Genomic DNA, 16,943 nt, shown 5'->3' with positions numbered 1-16,943 from the left:
CCTTTCAATAACGTCTCTTCACACCATATCGTTCTGATAGCGACTCACCCAACACATTAAAAGAAATAACGACAAACAAAATCATCAAGCCCGGGTAAAGCATCAACTCAGGTTGGTTCCGTATGAAGTTCTTGCCTTCCTGTATCATAGTTCCCCATTCTGGAGTAGGCGGCTGTATTCCAAGCCCAAGAAACGACAGGGCCGAAATGTCCATGATCGCCCATCCCATTTCAAGTGTTCCCATTACCATGATCGGCGGAAGCACATTTGGAATCATATGGCGCCTGATGATTTTCCCGGTCGACGATCCGCTTATCCGCGCAGCTGTAATGAAATTCTGTTCTTTCATACTGACCACCATGCCGCGGATCATTCGCGCGTAATATACCCACTGGACCATCATTAACGCCAACACGACCTGCCATAGTCCAGGACCCAACAAACCGACGATGCCAAGGACCAGTACCAGATTCGGGAACGCCATGACTCCATCGCAAAACCGCATCAGGAAGAGATCGATCCAACCGCCTCTATATCCTGCAATCGTTCCGACCAGCAATCCGACCCCTAAGGAAGCAACAAAAATCAATGATGCAAAACCTAGGGAAATTCGGGCTCCGTATAACAGGCGCGACAGATTGCAGCGCCCCAGATGATCCGTTCCCAACGGGTATTCCCATGAAGGCGGCGACAGTTTCAATGCCAGATTCACTTGGATGGGATCATGGGGGGCAATCCATGGGGCCAGAATACTGACCAGGAAAAAAACAAGCAAGATGACTGAGCAAATGACGATCGCCCACTTGCTTTTAGTGCCATTTCGTATGCTAGAAATCAATATTCGGTCCTTCCCTTCCATGAAATACGCGGATCCAAGTACAATTGCACAATATCAACGATAAGGTTGCAGACAATGAACAGGCAGGCCGCGAGAACGACATAACTTTGAATCACAGGAATGTCCCGATTGAAAATCGCTTCTATAAAAAACCGCCCGAATCCCGGCCATGAAAAGACCTGTTCAACAATAATGGTGCCGGTGAGAAGCTTCCCCAAGTTCATGCCCAACCCTGTCAGCATGGGAGAAATCGCTATTCTCAGCACATGCTTCACCATTATGGCTTTTTCTTTAACCCCCCGTGTTCTTGCGTACAACACGTAAACCTCTTCCAGTTCTTCCAATACACTCGCACGAAGCAACCGGGTGTAAATCGCGATCAATGCCAAGGAAAGCGTTAAGCTTGGCAACACGAAATGCTGCCAAGTCCCCCTGCCTTCTACCGGGAAAAGATCCAGTTTTACCGAAAAGAAGAAAATCAGGATATAGCCGAGCCAAAACTGTGGAACAGAAGCGCCTAGATAAGAAAGAAGCCTGCTAAAATGATCAATTAGGCTGTTCTTATATACCGCTGACAAAAATCCAAGCGGAATACTGACTATAATGGAAAGAAGAATACTGCTGACAGCAAGCTGTATGGTTGCGGGCATTCTAGCCGCAACCTCCTGCCAGACAGGCGAGTTCGTCACATAAGAATTGCCAAAATCCAGAAGGACGATTTTTTTGACCGTCTGGAAATATTGCACGATCAACGGCTGGTCCAGACCGAATTCCTGCCTTTTCTCAGCCAAAAGTTCCTCAGTAGGATGTATATTGGCTGCGGCCAGATATGCTTCAGCCGGATCAACCGGCGAGAGGCGTATAAGCAGAAACATCAGGAAAATGGCAAAAAGTATAATGGGAATGACGGCGAGGAGCCGTTTTGTCAGATAGATAACCATGCCTTGCACTCCCTGTTATTTACTGGCTTTTTTCAATCTCATTGAAAGGCTGCTCATCCCGATTCGCCGGGAAGATAAATTCTTTCACATCGTTCTGGTAAACAACGGTCTTCTTTATATAAGAAATCGGCAAGAAAACCGACTGCTCTTGCAGGGTATTCAAAATAGAGCCATAAAGCTGCTGACGCTCTTTCTCGTCCGTAGAAGCGAGTGCTTCTTGGACTTGCTGATCCAATTCCGCTTTCATCGGCAAGTTGGAATGGGCTTCCGAAACGCCCCATCCTTTTTCGGCTACCACATTGATGAATGAATGCGGGTCATATGGCGCGCCAAAGTTGTACCAGAAATCGAGGTCGAATTGTCCGGCTTTCCGGCGTTCGATTTGAGTTGTCAATTCTTCACCCTTCAGGTTCAGCTTAACACCGATTGCAGACCATTCCGCTTGAAGCGTTTCTGACATTGCTTTTTGGATAGGGTCAGTTTTGTCATACATCAATTCCAGTTCCAGCGGCTGGCCATCTTTTTCCCTTACCGCTTTGCCGGAAGGAAGATTCCATCCCGCCTCTTCCAGGTATGCCGCAGCTTTTTCTACATTGTAATCGAAAGGCTCTACTTCGATATCAGTATACGGGAAGTTTGTGGATAAAATATTGTCCGCTTTCTCTTCAAGCCCCAGTGTGATGCCTTCTACCATTGCCGCTTTGTCAAAACCATGCTGCAGCGCCAAGCGCACATTCAAATCAGCTAATTTTTCATTTGTTGAATTCAACAGCAAAGTTCTTGTTCCAACCGGCTCCGATAAATCTGTCTGATAATCCCCGGTTTCTTTCAAGTAATTGAAGGAATCCATGCTGATAGCGCCTTCTCCATAGATCAGATCCAGTTCGCCTTTTTCAAAAGCCAAAACCCGCGTTTCGGCATCCGGAATGATTTTGATGGTGACTTTCTCTAATTCCGGGCTTTCTCCCCAATAATCCGGGTTGCGTGTGAATGTCGCATATTCGTCTTTTTTATAATCTTCCAATACCCATGGCCCTGTACCTACAGGTTCCGTGATTCCTTTTGAAGTATCGCCATCTTCCGGAAATCCGGACTCCCCTAAGAATCGAACCGGGCGGACTAAAGCTAGATCCTGAATGGCAGGATAGTAAGGTTCCGATAAAGTCAGCTTGAAGGTCAGCTCGTCAACGACCTCTGTCTTTTCAAGAACATTGATGACGCCAAGCCAACTGTGTGAGCTTTTGTTTTTCATTACAGCATCAAAATTCTTTTTCACAATTTCAGCATTGAAGGAGGAGCCGTCTGTAAACTTGACCCCTTCACGAAGCTTGAAGGTATACTCAAGGCCATCTTCTGAAACCGACCAGGATTCCGCAAGGTGCGGCTTGATTTTTCCCCCATCCTCATAGCTTACTAGAGGTTCATAGATCATGGATTGGGCAATCAACTGCGATGGATTATAGACATGGGGGTTCATGGATCCGATGTCTCTTGGCCAGGATAAAGTGATTGAATTTGTATTTTCTTCCGTGCCTTCGGTGGATTGGGAAGCAGCATTATCGTTGGAACATCCCGTTAACAAAAGAAAGATCGATGTGACAGATGCTAGCAATATACTCTTCTTGCTTTTGACTTTTTGCATGTTTAATTTATTCCTCTCTATTCCAAACTGTTGATAATGATTCTCAATGTCGCTATCGTAACTATAATGATACAGCGTCTTTTTGTCAACCCATATTTCAGTCGATTCCGCAATTCAACCCTCGCTATAATGGTATTTCTAAATATCAATTGGGGATAAACGGATTCTTCCAATGAGAATAAATCATCGGGATGAGCTGCAACCAATTCCGCATCAAGAGCGAGGGGTTGAATTAAGAAAGTGGTTTAACCGCTAAATTTTTTTCATATTTGTCCAATATCCTTTTCTGCCGAAGAGTCCCAGTATAAATAAAAAGGAGAAAAATGCTTTTAGGGCATGTTTTCTCCTTTCTATATTGCAAATTGCCTTTATCCCGGCAACCCCCTGTTTGTATCCTGTTCAACCTCTTTCACTCTCCCGGGAAACAAGACTGAAATCCAAACTCTGTTCATTTTACTTCTATAGTAAAATCAAAATTTGGCAGCTCTTTTTATATGTGGCGGATTTATGGCTATTTCCCGGTTCAGCGAAATATGGCTTGTGTCCGGCAGGGATTCCCACTCACGATTCTAATTTTCCAGTGAGAACCGCAGCAGCAGTCCCGAAGATTCTCAATATCTCTTCTCCATGCCCATAAAAGTCCATTGAATGATTTACGCTTTTAACAGCTTCGCATTTATCGCTACAATTACCGTACTCAAGCTCATGAAAACAGCGCCAACCGCCGGACTTATCACCACATTCCAAGGAGCCAGGACACCCGCAGCCAAGGGAATCGCGAAAATATTATAACCGGTAGCCCACCATAAGTTTTGCACCAGTTTCCGGTAGGTCTTTTTCGAAAGGTCGATCAATGAAACCACATCATTCGGGTTGCTTCTGACAAGCACCACATCAGCGGTCTCCATTGCCACATCCGTCCCCGCTCCGATGGCTATCCCAAGGTCGGCTGTCGCCAGAGCCGGCGCATCATTCACGCCATCCCCCGTCATCGCCACTCTCCGTCCTGTGCTTTGTATTTTCCGGATTTGGCGTGCTTTCTCATTGGGCAATACTTCCGCATATACTTCACTGATTCCGACTTCGCGTGCTACCCAGTTAGCCACTTTTTCATTATCTCCTGTAAGCATGATTGAATGGATGCCTTTTGCCTTCAAGGTTGCCACCGCCTCCTTGGCTGAGTCACGCACGATATCAGCCAAAGCAACCATCCCCGCGAGCTGGCCTTCCACAAGAACAAAGACGACTGTTTTCCCTTCTTTTGACAATTCATTGAATTGCTGTTGGTCATAACCGAGCTTGTTCCCTTCCATAAAGCCGGGACTGACAACATTCACTGTCTTCCCGTCCACCTGCCCTTGGATGCCTTTTCCGGCCATCGATTCGAAGCCGCTCACTTTCCTGATGCTAAGCCCTTTTTCTTTGGCGGAATCTACAACGCCCTTGGCAATCGGATGCTCCGAATTCTGTTCGATAGCCGCCGCCAATTCCAGGATTGCATCACTGCTGTAACTTTCAGCCGGAACAATATCCGTGACGCCAAACTTTCCTTGAGTCAACGTGCCGGTTTTATCAAACACTACGGCATCCAGATTCCGGGCTCCTTCAAAATCTGCCCGGTTCCGGATCAGAAGCCCTTTTTTGGCAGAAATGGATGTTGATACCGCCACAACAAGCGGTGCAGCTAAGCCGAGAGCATGCGGACACGCAATGACCATTACCGTTACCATCCGTTCAATCGCAATGTCAGCTGGATAACCAAGCAGCAGCCAAACCGAAAGAGTGGCGGAACCGGAAATCAAAGCCAAGTAGAATAACCATTTGGCCGCGCGATTCGTCAAATCCTGTGTTCTCGATTTGGATTCCTGCGCTTCTTTGACCATTTTGATCACTTGGGACAAATAAGAGGCTTCTCCTGTCTTCTCCACTTCCATGATCAGGGAGCCTTCCTTGTTCACCGAGCCGCCTATTGCGTTATCACCCACCGATTTATCGACAGGTATGGACTCACCTGTCAACATGGATTCGTCAATCGTCGACTTCCCTTCTATTATCAAACCGTCGACCGGAATCTTTTCGCCGGGCTTGATGAGAACCCGATCCCGGTTCTTGATCTCAGATAAAGGCACGTCCTGCACTTCATCCCGATCATCCAGCTTGTGCGCTTCGCTTGGCATCAACTTCACCAATTGCTCCAAGGCATTAGAGGCTCCCATAATGGAGCGCATCTCAATCCAATGCCCGAGGAGCATGATGACGACCAGCGTGGCAAGTTCCCAGTACAGCTGATTGCCGCCCCAGCCGAAGACCACCAGTGTACTATAGCTGTAAGCAATGGTGATGGCTAACGCAATCAAAGTCATCATACCTGGATTCTTCTCTTTCAGCTCGCTGATTCCGCCGGTCAAAAATGGCCAGCCGCCATAGAAAAAGACAATGGATGACAAACCGAATAATAGGTACAGGTCGTTCCCAAAACGCCAGTCGACTCCAAGAAAATGCTGAATCATCGGCGACAAAGCCAGAATGGGTATGGTCAAAATCAAAGATACATAAAACCGTTTCTTGAAATCCGCCACCATACTGCCGTGCGCTGAATGAGCGTGATGGCCCTGATTCCCGTGTTTTGAATGTGTCTGCTCCGGCTGAATAGTGGATTCATTGTTATGCCGTGTTTCCCGATGGTGTTCATGTTCCATGGAATGCCTCTGTCCATGTGGAAGAGGATTCCTATCATGCTTTGCCATTTCGGTTCACCTCGCCAAACTATTTCTCCTTTACGCATCAGTGAATTTTCTTTTGATTATAGGAAGAAACTGTCGAGAAATTATCGAGAATATCCGGACCCCCCTTTTTGATGAGCAGTTTACAGAATTTCATATCCCATGCCGCAGAAGGGCCAGCAACAACTCAAATGCTATGGATCGGCAGATTTCAATCCCTTATCGTATGGAGTAAAACGCAAGATAAATAAGTTATGGAAAATCCGCTAATCCCCAAAAGAGTTAGCCGTTTTCTGCATCAAACGCAGGACGCCTTCGGCTGCTTCCATCTTCTCCTGCCTAGTACGCAAATATATCTTTCTGTTATTGATTTTCACCTGATTTTCATTTTCCCCATGTATTGTTTTGGACAAAGGTGAACACATGGTTTTTTCAGGCATAGTAGATCTGAAAATTCTTCAAAAAATGGGGGGATGCAACATGCAGAAACAGGAAAAGAGTTTGCTGATGATTATGGACGCCAAAGATTCAGCTCATTGGAACAGCATCATAGATGGTTTTTCAGACAAAGACATTTATTTTTATTTTGAATATATCATGAGTTCCTTATCCCTGGATGACGGAGAAGCGCTCCTGTTTCTCTTTGAAAGCGAAAATGGCAAAATCGCTTACCCCGCAGTAAAAAGAAAAGTCACAGCGAAAACAAATGTGGAATTGTATGATATTACTACTCCTTACGGATATGGCGGCCCATTGATGGAAGTCTATTGCAATAGGAAATGCCTGATATCGGAATTCAGGGAAGCTTTCAACGAGTATTGCAGTACCCATTGCATTGTTTCCGAATTTGTAAGATTTCATCCGCTGCTGAGCAACCATAGGGGGTTTGAAGAGGAAATGGAAATCGTTCCCCTCAGCCATACTATAGAAATCAACTTGCAACAGGAAGGCAATCTGCTAGATAGACTTCCCGGAAAAAACCGCAATATGATCCGCAAAGCTTTGAAAAACGATGTTGAAGTAAAGAAAGTGGATATAGGAAGTTATTTAGGGGAATTTTTATCCATGTATTACGCCACAATGGACCGGAATCGGGCTTCCGGCTTTTACTACTTTACAGAAGAGTATTTCAAGGAGACCATTAAGCTGTTCGGTCCTGACCTTCATCTTTTCGGAGCTTTCTTGGAAGGTCAAATGATTTCTTCCACATTAATCTTAACGAAAGGGAATTTCATGCATTATCACTTGTCAGGATCAGCAAGAGAATATCAACATCTTGGTGCAAATAATGTGCTTCTCTATGAAGTTGCCAAATGGGGAGAAGAAAATGGCATGCAGAGATTTCATCTAGGCGGCGGCTATTCCGGTGATGGCGACAGCCTCTTCAGATTCAAGAAATCATTTTCATCATCCGAACCGCTCCAGTTTTGTATCGGCAAAAAAATCCACAATCCGAATTACTATCATATGCTGGTTTTGGAAAATGACATCACAGAAGATAGCGGATTCTTTCCATTATACAGATCGAAAAAATAGCTCCGTTCATAAAAAGTGCATCCTTCCAAAGAAGGATCACTTTTCCCCATTTTGCAGGATGCACTGCGTTTCCACCGACCTGAAACTATCAAAAGAAACACCTTTTTCCATTTCACTAAAGCAGCATTGAACGCTTGCGAACCCACCCTAAGCTTTTTAGCTTAGGGATTGCTGCTTTGGGCTTTACTGCTTGTGCGTGACCATAGAATGATGGGGATTAAAACCAGGGATACCAATCCACCGATCAACGACAACACAGCATAGCTCGACCCAGCTACCACCATACCGGACAATACTCCCCCGGAAGCTCCGGCCAAAGCGATAAACACATCCACTGTTCCTTGGATTTTCGCCCGTTGTGCCGGATCTGTTGAATCGATCACTTGCGTTGTTCCGCTAATCAATCCAAAGTTCCAGCCAATGCCAAGAAGAGCCAACGCCAAAACAAGCGCAGCCAGGGAATCTCCAGGCGCGAAAGCTGCTAAGGCACTCGCCCCTCCGAGTATCGCACCTGAAGCAATCGACATGGCCGTCGAACCAAATTTATCCACAAGGATGCCCGTAAAAACCGACGGAAGATACATCGCCCCGATATGGATTCCAATCAAAAGACCAATGTCGCTAAGATCATGGCCATAGTGCCCCATATGTACAGGTGTCATTGTCATAATGGCAATCATGGTCATCTGGGTCAGCACCATAATAGCGGCTCCGGCTGCCACTCCTTTTTTGTTGATAGCCTGGACAGTATCCGGCAAAAGCTCTTCCTGGCTGTTCTCTTGTTTGTAAGCTTCTATCGCTTTCGCAATGAGAAAGGGATCCGGACGAAGCAGCAGAAAAATGATCATTCCCGCCACAATGAACGCGGTTCCCGACAGAAGGAAGGGTCCAGCCAGTGCCGGAATCCCGATTGAAAGGGCAAATCTCCCCATAATACCCACCATGTTCGGACCGGCGAATGCGCCGGCTGTGGCAGACACCATGATAATGCTGACAGCTTTTCCCCGCTGGTTCTTGCTTGCCAGGTCCGTGCCGGCATAGCGGGCTTGCAAGTTGGTCGCCGTTCCAGAACCGTAAATGATCAGCGAAACCCATAAAAGTGGTATGCTGCCCAGTATTGCAGCAAGAACCACCCCTAAGCCCCCGACTCCTCCAAGCATAAAGCCGGTGGTCAGGCCTGGCCGCCTTCCCCAGCGCTGGGAAAGCTGGCCGACTAACAAAGCGGCGCCAGCAGAACCTAAGGTGAATAAGGCGATCGGCAGTCCCGCATAAGCAGCTGTCCCGAGCATTTGCTGAGCCAAAAGGGCGCCCACCGTAATCCCGGCGGCTAAACCTGCACCGCCGAAAATTTGGGAGAGGCTGGCGACAAAAATTACATGGCGATATAATTTCTTCAACTTTTCGGGTGACTCTATATAAGGCTGAATGGATTGATCGGCTTTTGCATTCATGTTTGCCCCCCCTTTGGCCGTTTTCGAATCAAAGTGCTGCAATACAGTCAGCTTATCACTTTATCCCCCATGCTGAATATGGCTTGTTTGCATTTTCACCCTTAATTGAACTGAGAATTTTCATAATGCATATAGCTGATTGTTGTCCTGCTTCTAGCAATCAGCCCTTCGTCCTTATCAAGTGGGGCTATCCTGTTTTGACATTCCAACTTTCTTTTCCTGTTTGTTTTAAAGAATGTTTGCCTGACGACTGCCTCCAAGACGTAATAATTCTTTTTGTTTTTTCAAAACTTTTTTCTCCATTTATTTTCCAAATTTCTGTCGTATAATGGAAACAAACAAAATTTTCGATAAGTCTGGATCCCCCAAGATTTATCGCAGCCCTGAAAGGAACATTGACCATGAACATTTGTCCAATCTAACTGATTCCCTGCAGTAAAAAGCATTTACAAATTGAACTCTTGGGGGATAGCCATTATGAAACTGAATAAAAATTTTAGCTTGTTGTTAACAGGTCAATCTCTTGCCAATATCGGAGACATTTTATACATCGTCAGCATCATTTACATCATCTTTGGATTGACCGGTTCAGCTACTGCCGCCGCACTTGTGCCTTTTGCAATAACCAGTTCAATGTTTGTTTCCAATACGCTGACGCCCTTGCTAATGCAGCATTTCAACCTGAAATGGCTGCTGGCCGGTTCCCAGTTCGGAAAAACGGTGCTGCTCTTCGCCCTGGCTTTCTTTACGCAGCATATCTCTTTGTCCAATTATATATGGCTGTTTTTGGCAATCGGCTTCATTGCACTGCTTGATGGCTGTGCAAATCCTGTCACTCGATCGCTTCTTCCAAGTTACGTACAGAATGAAGAACTTCTGAAAGCGAATGGGATTGCAGAAACCGTCACACAACTGATCCAGACCGCCATGTGGTTTATCGGGAGTTCCCTGTTGATATGGATAGCCGCAAATGAGATGGTCTGGCTGGCAGCTGTTTTGTTTTTCTGTTCCAGCCTGCTGCTTTGCGGTTTGGATCCTGCAGACTTTAAGCCGCCCCGCCATCAAAGCAAATGGCAGCAAATCAGCATCGGCTGGCAGACGGTCTCCTCTGCTCCTGTGCTGAAGCGAATTGCCTGGATAGATGTTTTGGAGACGATTGCCGGGACCGTCTGGATTGCCGCGATCCTTTATGTATTTGTCAGTGATGCATTAACGGCGGATGAGAAATGGTGGGGATTCATCAATGGCTCCTTCTTCCTTGGATTGATTGGCGGAAGCCTCTTTTGCCTCCGGCTTTCAAATTGGATCGAACAAAAACTCGGCCAGTGTATTTTCATGGGAGCAGTTTTCGGCAGCCTGGCGACTTTCTTCTTCGGGCTGAATAGCTTTCCGGCACTAGCCGTGATCCTTTCTTTCCTTGTCGGCATGTTCAGCCAGATCAAGAATATTCCGCAGCAGACTGTAGTCCAGACAAGCGTTCCAAAAGACCGATTGCCAACGGTATTCACCACGCTCGGAGCGATTGGAACAGGAACATTCGGGCTTGCTGCTCTTTTGATGGGGATACTGGCAGATGCTTATGGAATCCGCAGTGTGTTTGTCCTATCCGGCCTTTTGTTAGGAGCGGCGAGTTGGATCGCTTATGAAGGGAAGGTTCTTTTTCGGAGGACGGCGCTAGAATAAGCGTACGCTAAAGCAGGGGGCAATCGTGGACTTGATTGCCCCTTTTTTCTGTTTCAAGTACGATCACCGGGCCATACTAATGAGATATTCAGAGACCGAAGAAATAAGCCGTATAGGTATATTCAATCTGTCTGCAGCTTTAAAAGGCAGGGATTTGGTAAAACACCAAGTCCATGCCTTTTAAAAACAAACTGTACATTGTTGAAGCATGGAAGCAGGAGAAAGATGCAAAAAGTTTAAGCCCATCTCATTCTGCTAGGAACTCCCCATCTTTTTAATTGTGCATAACAAAGAAATTCCAAATAGCATGAGCGAGAATCGGAACAGCCAAGCTCCTGAATTTCAAAGTCAAAAAGCTAAGGCCTAATGAAAACAAAGCACCAAAAATGATATTTCCATGCAATGCAATAAACCAAACTGTAGAAACGAATAAAAATAAATATTTTCCTTTATCAGGAAATAAAAAGAGCAACGGACCTCGGAAAACCAGTTCTTCACTTATAGGCGCAATCAAAACAACCGTTGAAGCAAGTGCAAAATACTCTATTATAGTAAAAGAAGGCATCTCAAGCTGCAAAGAATAAGAAAAACGAGATTGCTGCTGCTCACACAAGTAAATCAGGAGAAAAAAGAGAGAAATAAAAACCCAGCTTGAAAATTTCTTCAATGGCTTGTGTGATAGGTATTCCTTTACTTTTGTTCTGGAGTATAGCGAAAAGATAATCATTCCAAGAAACAGTATGATTAAATCAATTTTCGGATAAAACTTTCTTCCCAGGTCGATTGTTTTATAGTGCGTGCTAATGAAATCAAAACTGTCCGGATAAGGATATGCTTTCAAGACATAATAGGAGATAAATGCTATTTGTATAGATAGGAATAATTTGAAGTACCTTAATCCCTTCTTTTGCAAAGCCATAGTTGCTTGAAAGCTCCCTTCCGCTTTCCTGCTCTATTTTCATATATTTTCGTTAAAGCCTTTCTTTTATTCCTGGAAAACGAGTTTTATAGCCGGTTCACCTGTTCCCTTATTTTTTCGACAATTTGGGATATTGATAAAGTCCCATCGATTACAACATTCGAATCGGGCCTGATCGTTTGCAGCATCTCCAGATAACCTCTTCTTCCGTAGGTGGCGTAGGATTCCATATATTGCAGCATTTCTTCAGCAGAACTATCCCTGAACTCTCTATTCATCCGACGGATTAAAGCGATGTCTAGTGGCGTATCAATAAAAACAACCAAATCTATAATCCCGCTTGTTTGAGAATGTTGATAAGCAAAAGGAAAATCCAAGAAGATATAATCATGCCTTTTTAACAATACTTCTTTCAAATCCCTGATAAGAGGCGTTAAGTTCCATTCATCATAATTAGCGCCGTCCTCAATCCACTGGAATACATTTTCTGGACCTTCAAAATCGTAACTATCGAAATAGAGTGCCTCGGCTTTTCCGAATTGTTGCTTTAATTGGGTGACAATAGTTGTTTTCCCTCCGCCTGATACACCGCCAATAGCAATCACTAAAGGCTTGCCGCTTTTTTTCATCTTTTATCTTTCTGCCTTCCCTCAATCATTTGACCCATCATATGCGGAAATCTGCGAACGGTTCTTCTTTGATAAGATTGCTGCTTCTACTGAATCAAAGAAAAAACCGGGTTACTTTTCACTAATTTTTCTGCAAGCTGAATATTCTCTTTCAGAAATCCTGGAATTTCATCGTTACTCGAGATTTCTTCGGTGGCCATCCAGTGGATGCTTGCCACTTCTTCCGGGTCTTTGGCAAATGGCTCACCCGCTTGATAGGTGCAAAGGAATACGATGTCTACTACATGCACCCCGGATTCGGCGACAAAAGAAGAACTGTTGACATATGTAAGATTTGAAACTGCAACGCCGACTTCTTCCTCAACTTCCCTTATCAAAGCCCGTTCCAGAATATCCGCGGAATTCCCTTCCTTGTCCACTTTTCCGCCAACTAGTGCGAGTACCCCGGCCGCATATTCTTCTTTTTCACTTCTTCTTACAATCAACCACTTTTCGTCTTTGTAAATTGCTGCTTCGACATTTACGATGAACATCATCTCAACTCCAATTTCCAAAATGATTGCCTTACTGTTCCGCTATCCAAAAGGCTTTTATCTTTTCTGAACCAGAAAAGATCATCCCTTATTATCCACTATATCCAATTGATGCTTCAGAATCCAATTAATTTCCAGAAAATTATAGTATAATGAAGATAGTTTAAGGAGGCGAGCATATGTCACTTATGATTTTGGCTATATTTCTTATCCTGTTGAATTACTCGGTGAATAAGTTTTCTGCGGCACATCGAAAAAGGTGGTGTATCTCTGCTGCGGTTACCATTCTTTTGATCGCTCCCATAGTGTTCGAAGTAACACTCCAGGTTGTTGGACGCTATAGCGGAGATGGAATCGCGGGAAGTGTCGCTGGATGGACTTTTGCGGCTATTCTATTTTTCAATGGAGTGATTTTTTTGCTGATCGGCCTTTTCTCCAAAAAAGTCCGTTCCAACTGAAATCATGAACAGACGCCTTGTCGAAGTGGCATTTCCAGCTTTCAGAAAAGCGGGAAGGCACGGCTTTGGACAAAATGAAACAACCAGCCGAAGGTATACCTTCGGCTGGTTGTTTTATTCCCTGCCTTTCACAAGGATCAGGATTACATTTTCGTGATACTCACAAGCGGAGCTTCTATGATATAGCGGTCAGGAGCCGCTCCTACAAACGTAAACGGATAACAAGTAGTAAGTGTCAGTACCGGTTCATCTTTTGCAACGATTACTGTGCGGTCTTCAGCATCCGTAACCCAGGTCTTTTCTATTTCATATTCATATTGCACCCCTTCGAACTGCACGTACATTTTATCACCTTCTTTCAAGTCGCCAAGTTCACGGAAAACCGTGTCCCGATGGCCGGATAGCACTGTATGGCGCTGTCCGTCCGGAGGACTGGTGAATTTACTTGCATGATAGCCCACCCCTTGCGTTAAAGTTTCATCATCCGTTCCCCAGTACATCGGATATTTCATATCGAGGGAAGGAATCAGCAGCCAGCCTATTTCCTCTCCCCTTTCATATTCCTTATAATCCCGCTGTTTCGGTTCTTCCGGCGCTTTCGGTTTTTTAGCTATTTTCGAGGAGAGTTTGGCTTCTTCATCAAGAGGGTCCTCCTTGGCGGGAGCCGGAACATCCATGCTTTTAATTTCTTCAGCTGCTACAATATCATTTTCGCCGATGGGTTCCCGCCCGGAAGATGCTTCAGAAAACCAAGTGTAGCCGTTCCAGCTTGCGAACAACAAACCCATTAAGACGAGAATCAACCCGAGTTTCTTCCTCAATCCGTTTCACTTCCCATCACTCCGTAGAATAGAAACTTTTTTCTGTCCCATCATCAAGCAACCCATTCAATCAATTGTTCATAGCACCTGTATTTATTCTTTACTCTAAATACACGAGTGGGAAGTTTCAAGTCCTTAATAAAAAAATTAATTAAATTAACATAAAATTCACATTTTTAAGAATATTCTGTTGTATAATATGGTATCGCCAAGTGGCGAAATATGCAAGAAGGAGATTGATGTATGAAAAAACGTATGGCTTTACCGTTAGCTTCAGTGTTGGCAGTCGCAGGATTTGCAGGATCGGTTTTTGCTGCTCATGAAGGCCAGGATTTTATGGCAGAATTGACACCCGACCAAGAACCGATGGAAGTTGAAAGCGATGCTTCGGGTGATGCACATGTTCAGTTTAGCGAAGATGGGATGTCTTTGGAGTTCACGGTGAATGCAGAAAACCTGGAGAACACCCTGGCAGGGCATTTCCACAGCGGCGCTCCTGGTGAGAACGGTCCAGTCGTCCTGCCAATCTTTGAAAACGACGAACCGATGGATTATAACGGCGAAGTCGCAACAGGCACATTCACGGAAGAAGATTTGTCCGGGGAAATGAGCTGGGATGAATTCACTGAAGCCATGGTGGCAGGAGACATTTACGTAAACCTTCATACAGAAGAATATCCTGATGGAGAAATCCGTGGACAGGTCGAGATGGCTGGCGAAGGCGATGAAATGCCAACAACAGCAACAAACGGCCCTCTTTACACAATGCTTGGCTTGCTTGCAGCATTGACGGGCGGGATCTTGCTTAGCGGCCGAAACAATAAAAAAACTGCATAAGCAATTTCTCTGAAAAGCTGAACTCCTACTTGCCTGTCATTCATCCATGATGCAAGTTCAGCTTTTTTATATTGCCTTTTTATAAGATTATAAAAAAACACCAAGCTTTGATAAGCTTGGTGTTTTGACGATTATGTCAGCAAAGACCCTGAAGGCTCGGTTTCCCCGCTATCCTCCGTTTGCCTTGCTTCTTTTTCTTCCAGCGCTTTTATTTCTTCATCCGTCAGGAATTCGACTTTCAAACCGAGGAACGCCATGGCGATTGAAATGATCGGGATGGCATAATTCAAGACGGCATAAGGTGCGTAGGCAAATGTCCCGACGCCCAGTGTCGCAAATATAAAAACACCACATGTGTTCCAAGGAACTAAAGGTGAAGTGACTGTTCCTCCATCCTCCAGTGCCCGGGATAAGTTTTTCGAATGCAATTTTTTGCCCCTGAAAGCTTTAGCATACATTCTTCCCGGAAGGAGAATCGATATGTATTGTTCAGATGCTGTAGCGTTCGTGAAAAATGCAGAAACGACAGCAGCCGCAATAAGGCTGCCGGCTGATTTCGCCACCTTCAGGATTTGTTTCACAATTGCTTGGAGCATTCCGGCTTGTTCCATGATCCCGCCGAATATCATAGCCACAATCGTCAAGGAGACTGTATACATCATAGACTCGATACCGCCGCGATTGAACAGGTTATCGACCATTTCATTTCCGCTCGCAATGGAAAATCCATCGTGGAGCGTATTGACAGCATCTGCCACACTGCCGCCCTGGATAAATACATGGCATAGCCAGCCCAGCAAAACACCGATAGCAAGAGCCGGCAATGCAGGCACTTTTTTGGCAACCATTACAACGACTGCGAGCGGCACCAGCAACAGCCAGGGAGATATCACGAAATTGCTTTCCAAAGCCGTTAAAATGCTGCTGATGTTCCCTGTATCCACTGCCGCTCCAGCGAACTGCCTGCCGAGGATGAAGTAGACAACCAAAGCAATGATGAGACCAGGAATCGTGGTATAAATCATGTGCTTTATATGTGCAAACAAGTCCGTTCCAGTGATTCCGGCAGCTAAATTTGTTGTATCGGACAGCGGAGACATTTTGTCGCCGAAATAAGCCCCGGAAATGACAGCCCCGGCCACCATCGCTGCCGGAATCCCCATACTTACGCCAATTCCCATACCGGCGACGCCTATGGTTCCCATTGTCGACCAGGAACTGCCGATTGCCAAAGTGACAATTGCGCAAATAATGCAGATCGTCACCAGGAACAAGGACGGTGTAATGATTTTCAATCCGTAATAGATCATGGTAGCGACAATGCCTCCGCCAATCCAAGCTCCGATGATCAAGCCGACCAGAATAATGATCACGATTGCCGGAAGCGCCATGCGGATGCCTTTATAAGCGCCTTCTTCGATCACATCCCATTTGTTTCCATAACGCAATCCGATTGCAGCTGCAACTGCTGCACCGATCAATAAAGGCACATGCGGACTGCCTTCAAATTTGATGATTGTGACGGCCATGATGGCAATCATGACCACTAACGGAATCAAAGCCATTAAAAAAGGGATCTCTCTTTCCTGTTGTCTTCTCATAATCCATCTCCTCGCTATCATAAATGAAAACCCTTTCATTTATTTTGCCATTGCTTCTAAAAAGGTGCAAAGGTTTTTTTCAAAAGTTTGAAATTTTATTTTTATAAGCGCAAAATATTTTTGCACTTACATCTTATTGCTTTTTTCATGAGCCCTTACTTACTAATTAATAAGAAATTCCATGACATCAAAAACGCCAAAACTGATGAAAAGGTTTTGGCGTTTTCCAACTGTTTTATCTCACTATGGAGACGCCGGTTTTAAAGCGGTTTTTCAGCAATTTAAGGCAAAACCATAGTTTTTTCTTTATACAAATATTTTATACTTCTCT

The 16,943-nt window shown here is 45.0% G+C and carries 14 protein-coding genes; 4 read left to right on the top strand and 10 right to left on the bottom strand.

Annotated elements, in window-relative coordinates:
- Positions 1-4: 4 nt before the first annotated feature.
- The 4 genes from nikC to FQV30_RS16550 all read right to left on the bottom strand — a co-directional run bounded on the left by nikC (position 5) and on the right by FQV30_RS16550 (position 6,120).
- Positions 5-838 (bottom strand): nickel ABC transporter permease subunit NikC, encoded by an 834-nt coding sequence (nikC, locus tag FQV30_RS16565; RefSeq protein ID WP_146501238.1) that lies wholly within the window; start codon positions 836-838, stop codon positions 5-7.
- Positions 835-1,779 carry a nickel ABC transporter permease subunit NikB gene (gene nikB, locus FQV30_RS16560; protein ID WP_146501237.1) on the bottom strand — a complete coding sequence of 315 codons (945 nt, stop codon included), beginning with the start codon at positions 1,777-1,779 and terminating at the stop codon, positions 835-837. Before nikB ends, nikC begins: the two co-directional genes overlap by 4 nt.
- A gap of 19 nt (positions 1,780-1,798) precedes the next feature.
- Entirely contained in the window at positions 1,799-3,421 is a 1,623-nt protein-coding gene (gene nikA / locus FQV30_RS16555) for a nickel ABC transporter substrate-binding protein (RefSeq protein WP_146501236.1), read from the bottom strand.
- A 653-nt stretch (positions 3,422-4,074) separates the two neighbouring features.
- Entirely contained in the window at positions 4,075-6,120 is a 2,046-nt protein-coding gene (locus FQV30_RS16550; protein ID WP_146501235.1) for a copper-translocating P-type ATPase, read from the bottom strand.
- A 504-nt stretch (positions 6,121-6,624) separates the two neighbouring features.
- Between FQV30_RS16550 and FQV30_RS16545 the strand changes: the two genes are divergently transcribed.
- Positions 6,625-7,680, top strand: a complete 1,056-nt coding sequence (locus tag FQV30_RS16545; protein ID WP_186725689.1) for a lipid II:glycine glycyltransferase FemX — start codon at positions 6,625-6,627, stop codon at positions 7,678-7,680.
- Positions 7,681-7,841: 161 nt separating this feature from the next.
- Here FQV30_RS16545 and FQV30_RS16540 read toward each other — a convergent pair whose 3' ends face one another.
- Positions 7,842-9,131 carry an MFS transporter gene (locus tag FQV30_RS16540; protein ID WP_146501233.1) on the bottom strand — a complete coding sequence of 430 codons (1,290 nt, stop codon included), beginning with the start codon at positions 9,129-9,131 and terminating at the stop codon, positions 7,842-7,844.
- A gap of 477 nt (positions 9,132-9,608) precedes the next feature.
- Between FQV30_RS16540 and FQV30_RS16535 the strand changes: the two genes are divergently transcribed.
- On the top strand, positions 9,609-10,814 hold the full coding sequence (locus FQV30_RS16535) for an MFS transporter (protein ID WP_146501232.1): 1,206 nt from the start codon (positions 9,609-9,611) through the stop codon (positions 10,812-10,814).
- 274 nt (positions 10,815-11,088) lie between these two features.
- On the opposite strand, the gene FQV30_RS16530 is transcribed toward FQV30_RS16535, so the two are convergent.
- From FQV30_RS16530 to FQV30_RS16520, 3 genes are all read right to left on the bottom strand, one after another.
- The gene (locus tag FQV30_RS16530) at positions 11,089-11,733 is read right to left on the bottom strand and encodes a CPBP family intramembrane glutamic endopeptidase (RefSeq protein ID WP_146501231.1); all 645 of its coding nucleotides are present in this window, start codon (positions 11,731-11,733) and stop codon (positions 11,089-11,091) included.
- Between the two features lie 86 nt (positions 11,734-11,819).
- A complete protein-coding gene (locus tag FQV30_RS16525; RefSeq protein ID WP_146501230.1) occupies positions 11,820-12,362 on the bottom strand; it encodes a nucleoside/nucleotide kinase family protein in 543 nt (180 codons plus the stop codon).
- A gap of 86 nt (positions 12,363-12,448) precedes the next feature.
- A complete protein-coding gene (locus FQV30_RS16520; protein WP_146501229.1) occupies positions 12,449-12,895 on the bottom strand; it encodes an NUDIX domain-containing protein in 447 nt (148 codons plus the stop codon).
- Positions 12,896-13,074: 179 nt separating this feature from the next.
- Between FQV30_RS16520 and FQV30_RS16515 the strand changes: the two genes are divergently transcribed.
- Positions 13,075-13,353, top strand: a complete 279-nt coding sequence (locus FQV30_RS16515) for a hypothetical protein (protein WP_146501228.1) — start codon at positions 13,075-13,077, stop codon at positions 13,351-13,353.
- 143 nt (positions 13,354-13,496) lie between these two features.
- On the opposite strand, the gene FQV30_RS16510 is transcribed toward FQV30_RS16515, so the two are convergent.
- Positions 13,497-14,174 (bottom strand): class D sortase, encoded by a 678-nt coding sequence (locus tag FQV30_RS16510; RefSeq protein ID WP_255473517.1) that lies wholly within the window; start codon positions 14,172-14,174, stop codon positions 13,497-13,499.
- A 243-nt stretch (positions 14,175-14,417) separates the two neighbouring features.
- Here FQV30_RS16510 and FQV30_RS16505 point away from each other — a divergent pair, with 243 nt between their 5' ends.
- Positions 14,418-15,011 (top strand): CHRD domain-containing protein, encoded by a 594-nt coding sequence (locus tag FQV30_RS16505; RefSeq protein ID WP_146501227.1) that lies wholly within the window; start codon positions 14,418-14,420, stop codon positions 15,009-15,011.
- A gap of 131 nt (positions 15,012-15,142) precedes the next feature.
- Here the strand turns inward: FQV30_RS16505 and nhaC are convergent, their stop codons facing one another.
- Positions 15,143-16,612 (bottom strand): Na+/H+ antiporter NhaC, encoded by a 1,470-nt coding sequence (nhaC, locus tag FQV30_RS16500; protein WP_222434335.1) that lies wholly within the window; start codon positions 16,610-16,612, stop codon positions 15,143-15,145.
- Positions 16,613-16,943: the final 331 nt, after the last annotated feature.

Source organism: Planomicrobium sp. CPCC 101110 (genome assembly GCF_007859395.1).
Taxonomy (GTDB): Bacteria; Bacillota; Bacilli; order Bacillales_A; family Planococcaceae; genus Planococcus.
The sequence above is the reverse complement of the archived record's forward strand: the minus strand, read 5'-3'. Positions and strand labels throughout refer to the sequence as shown.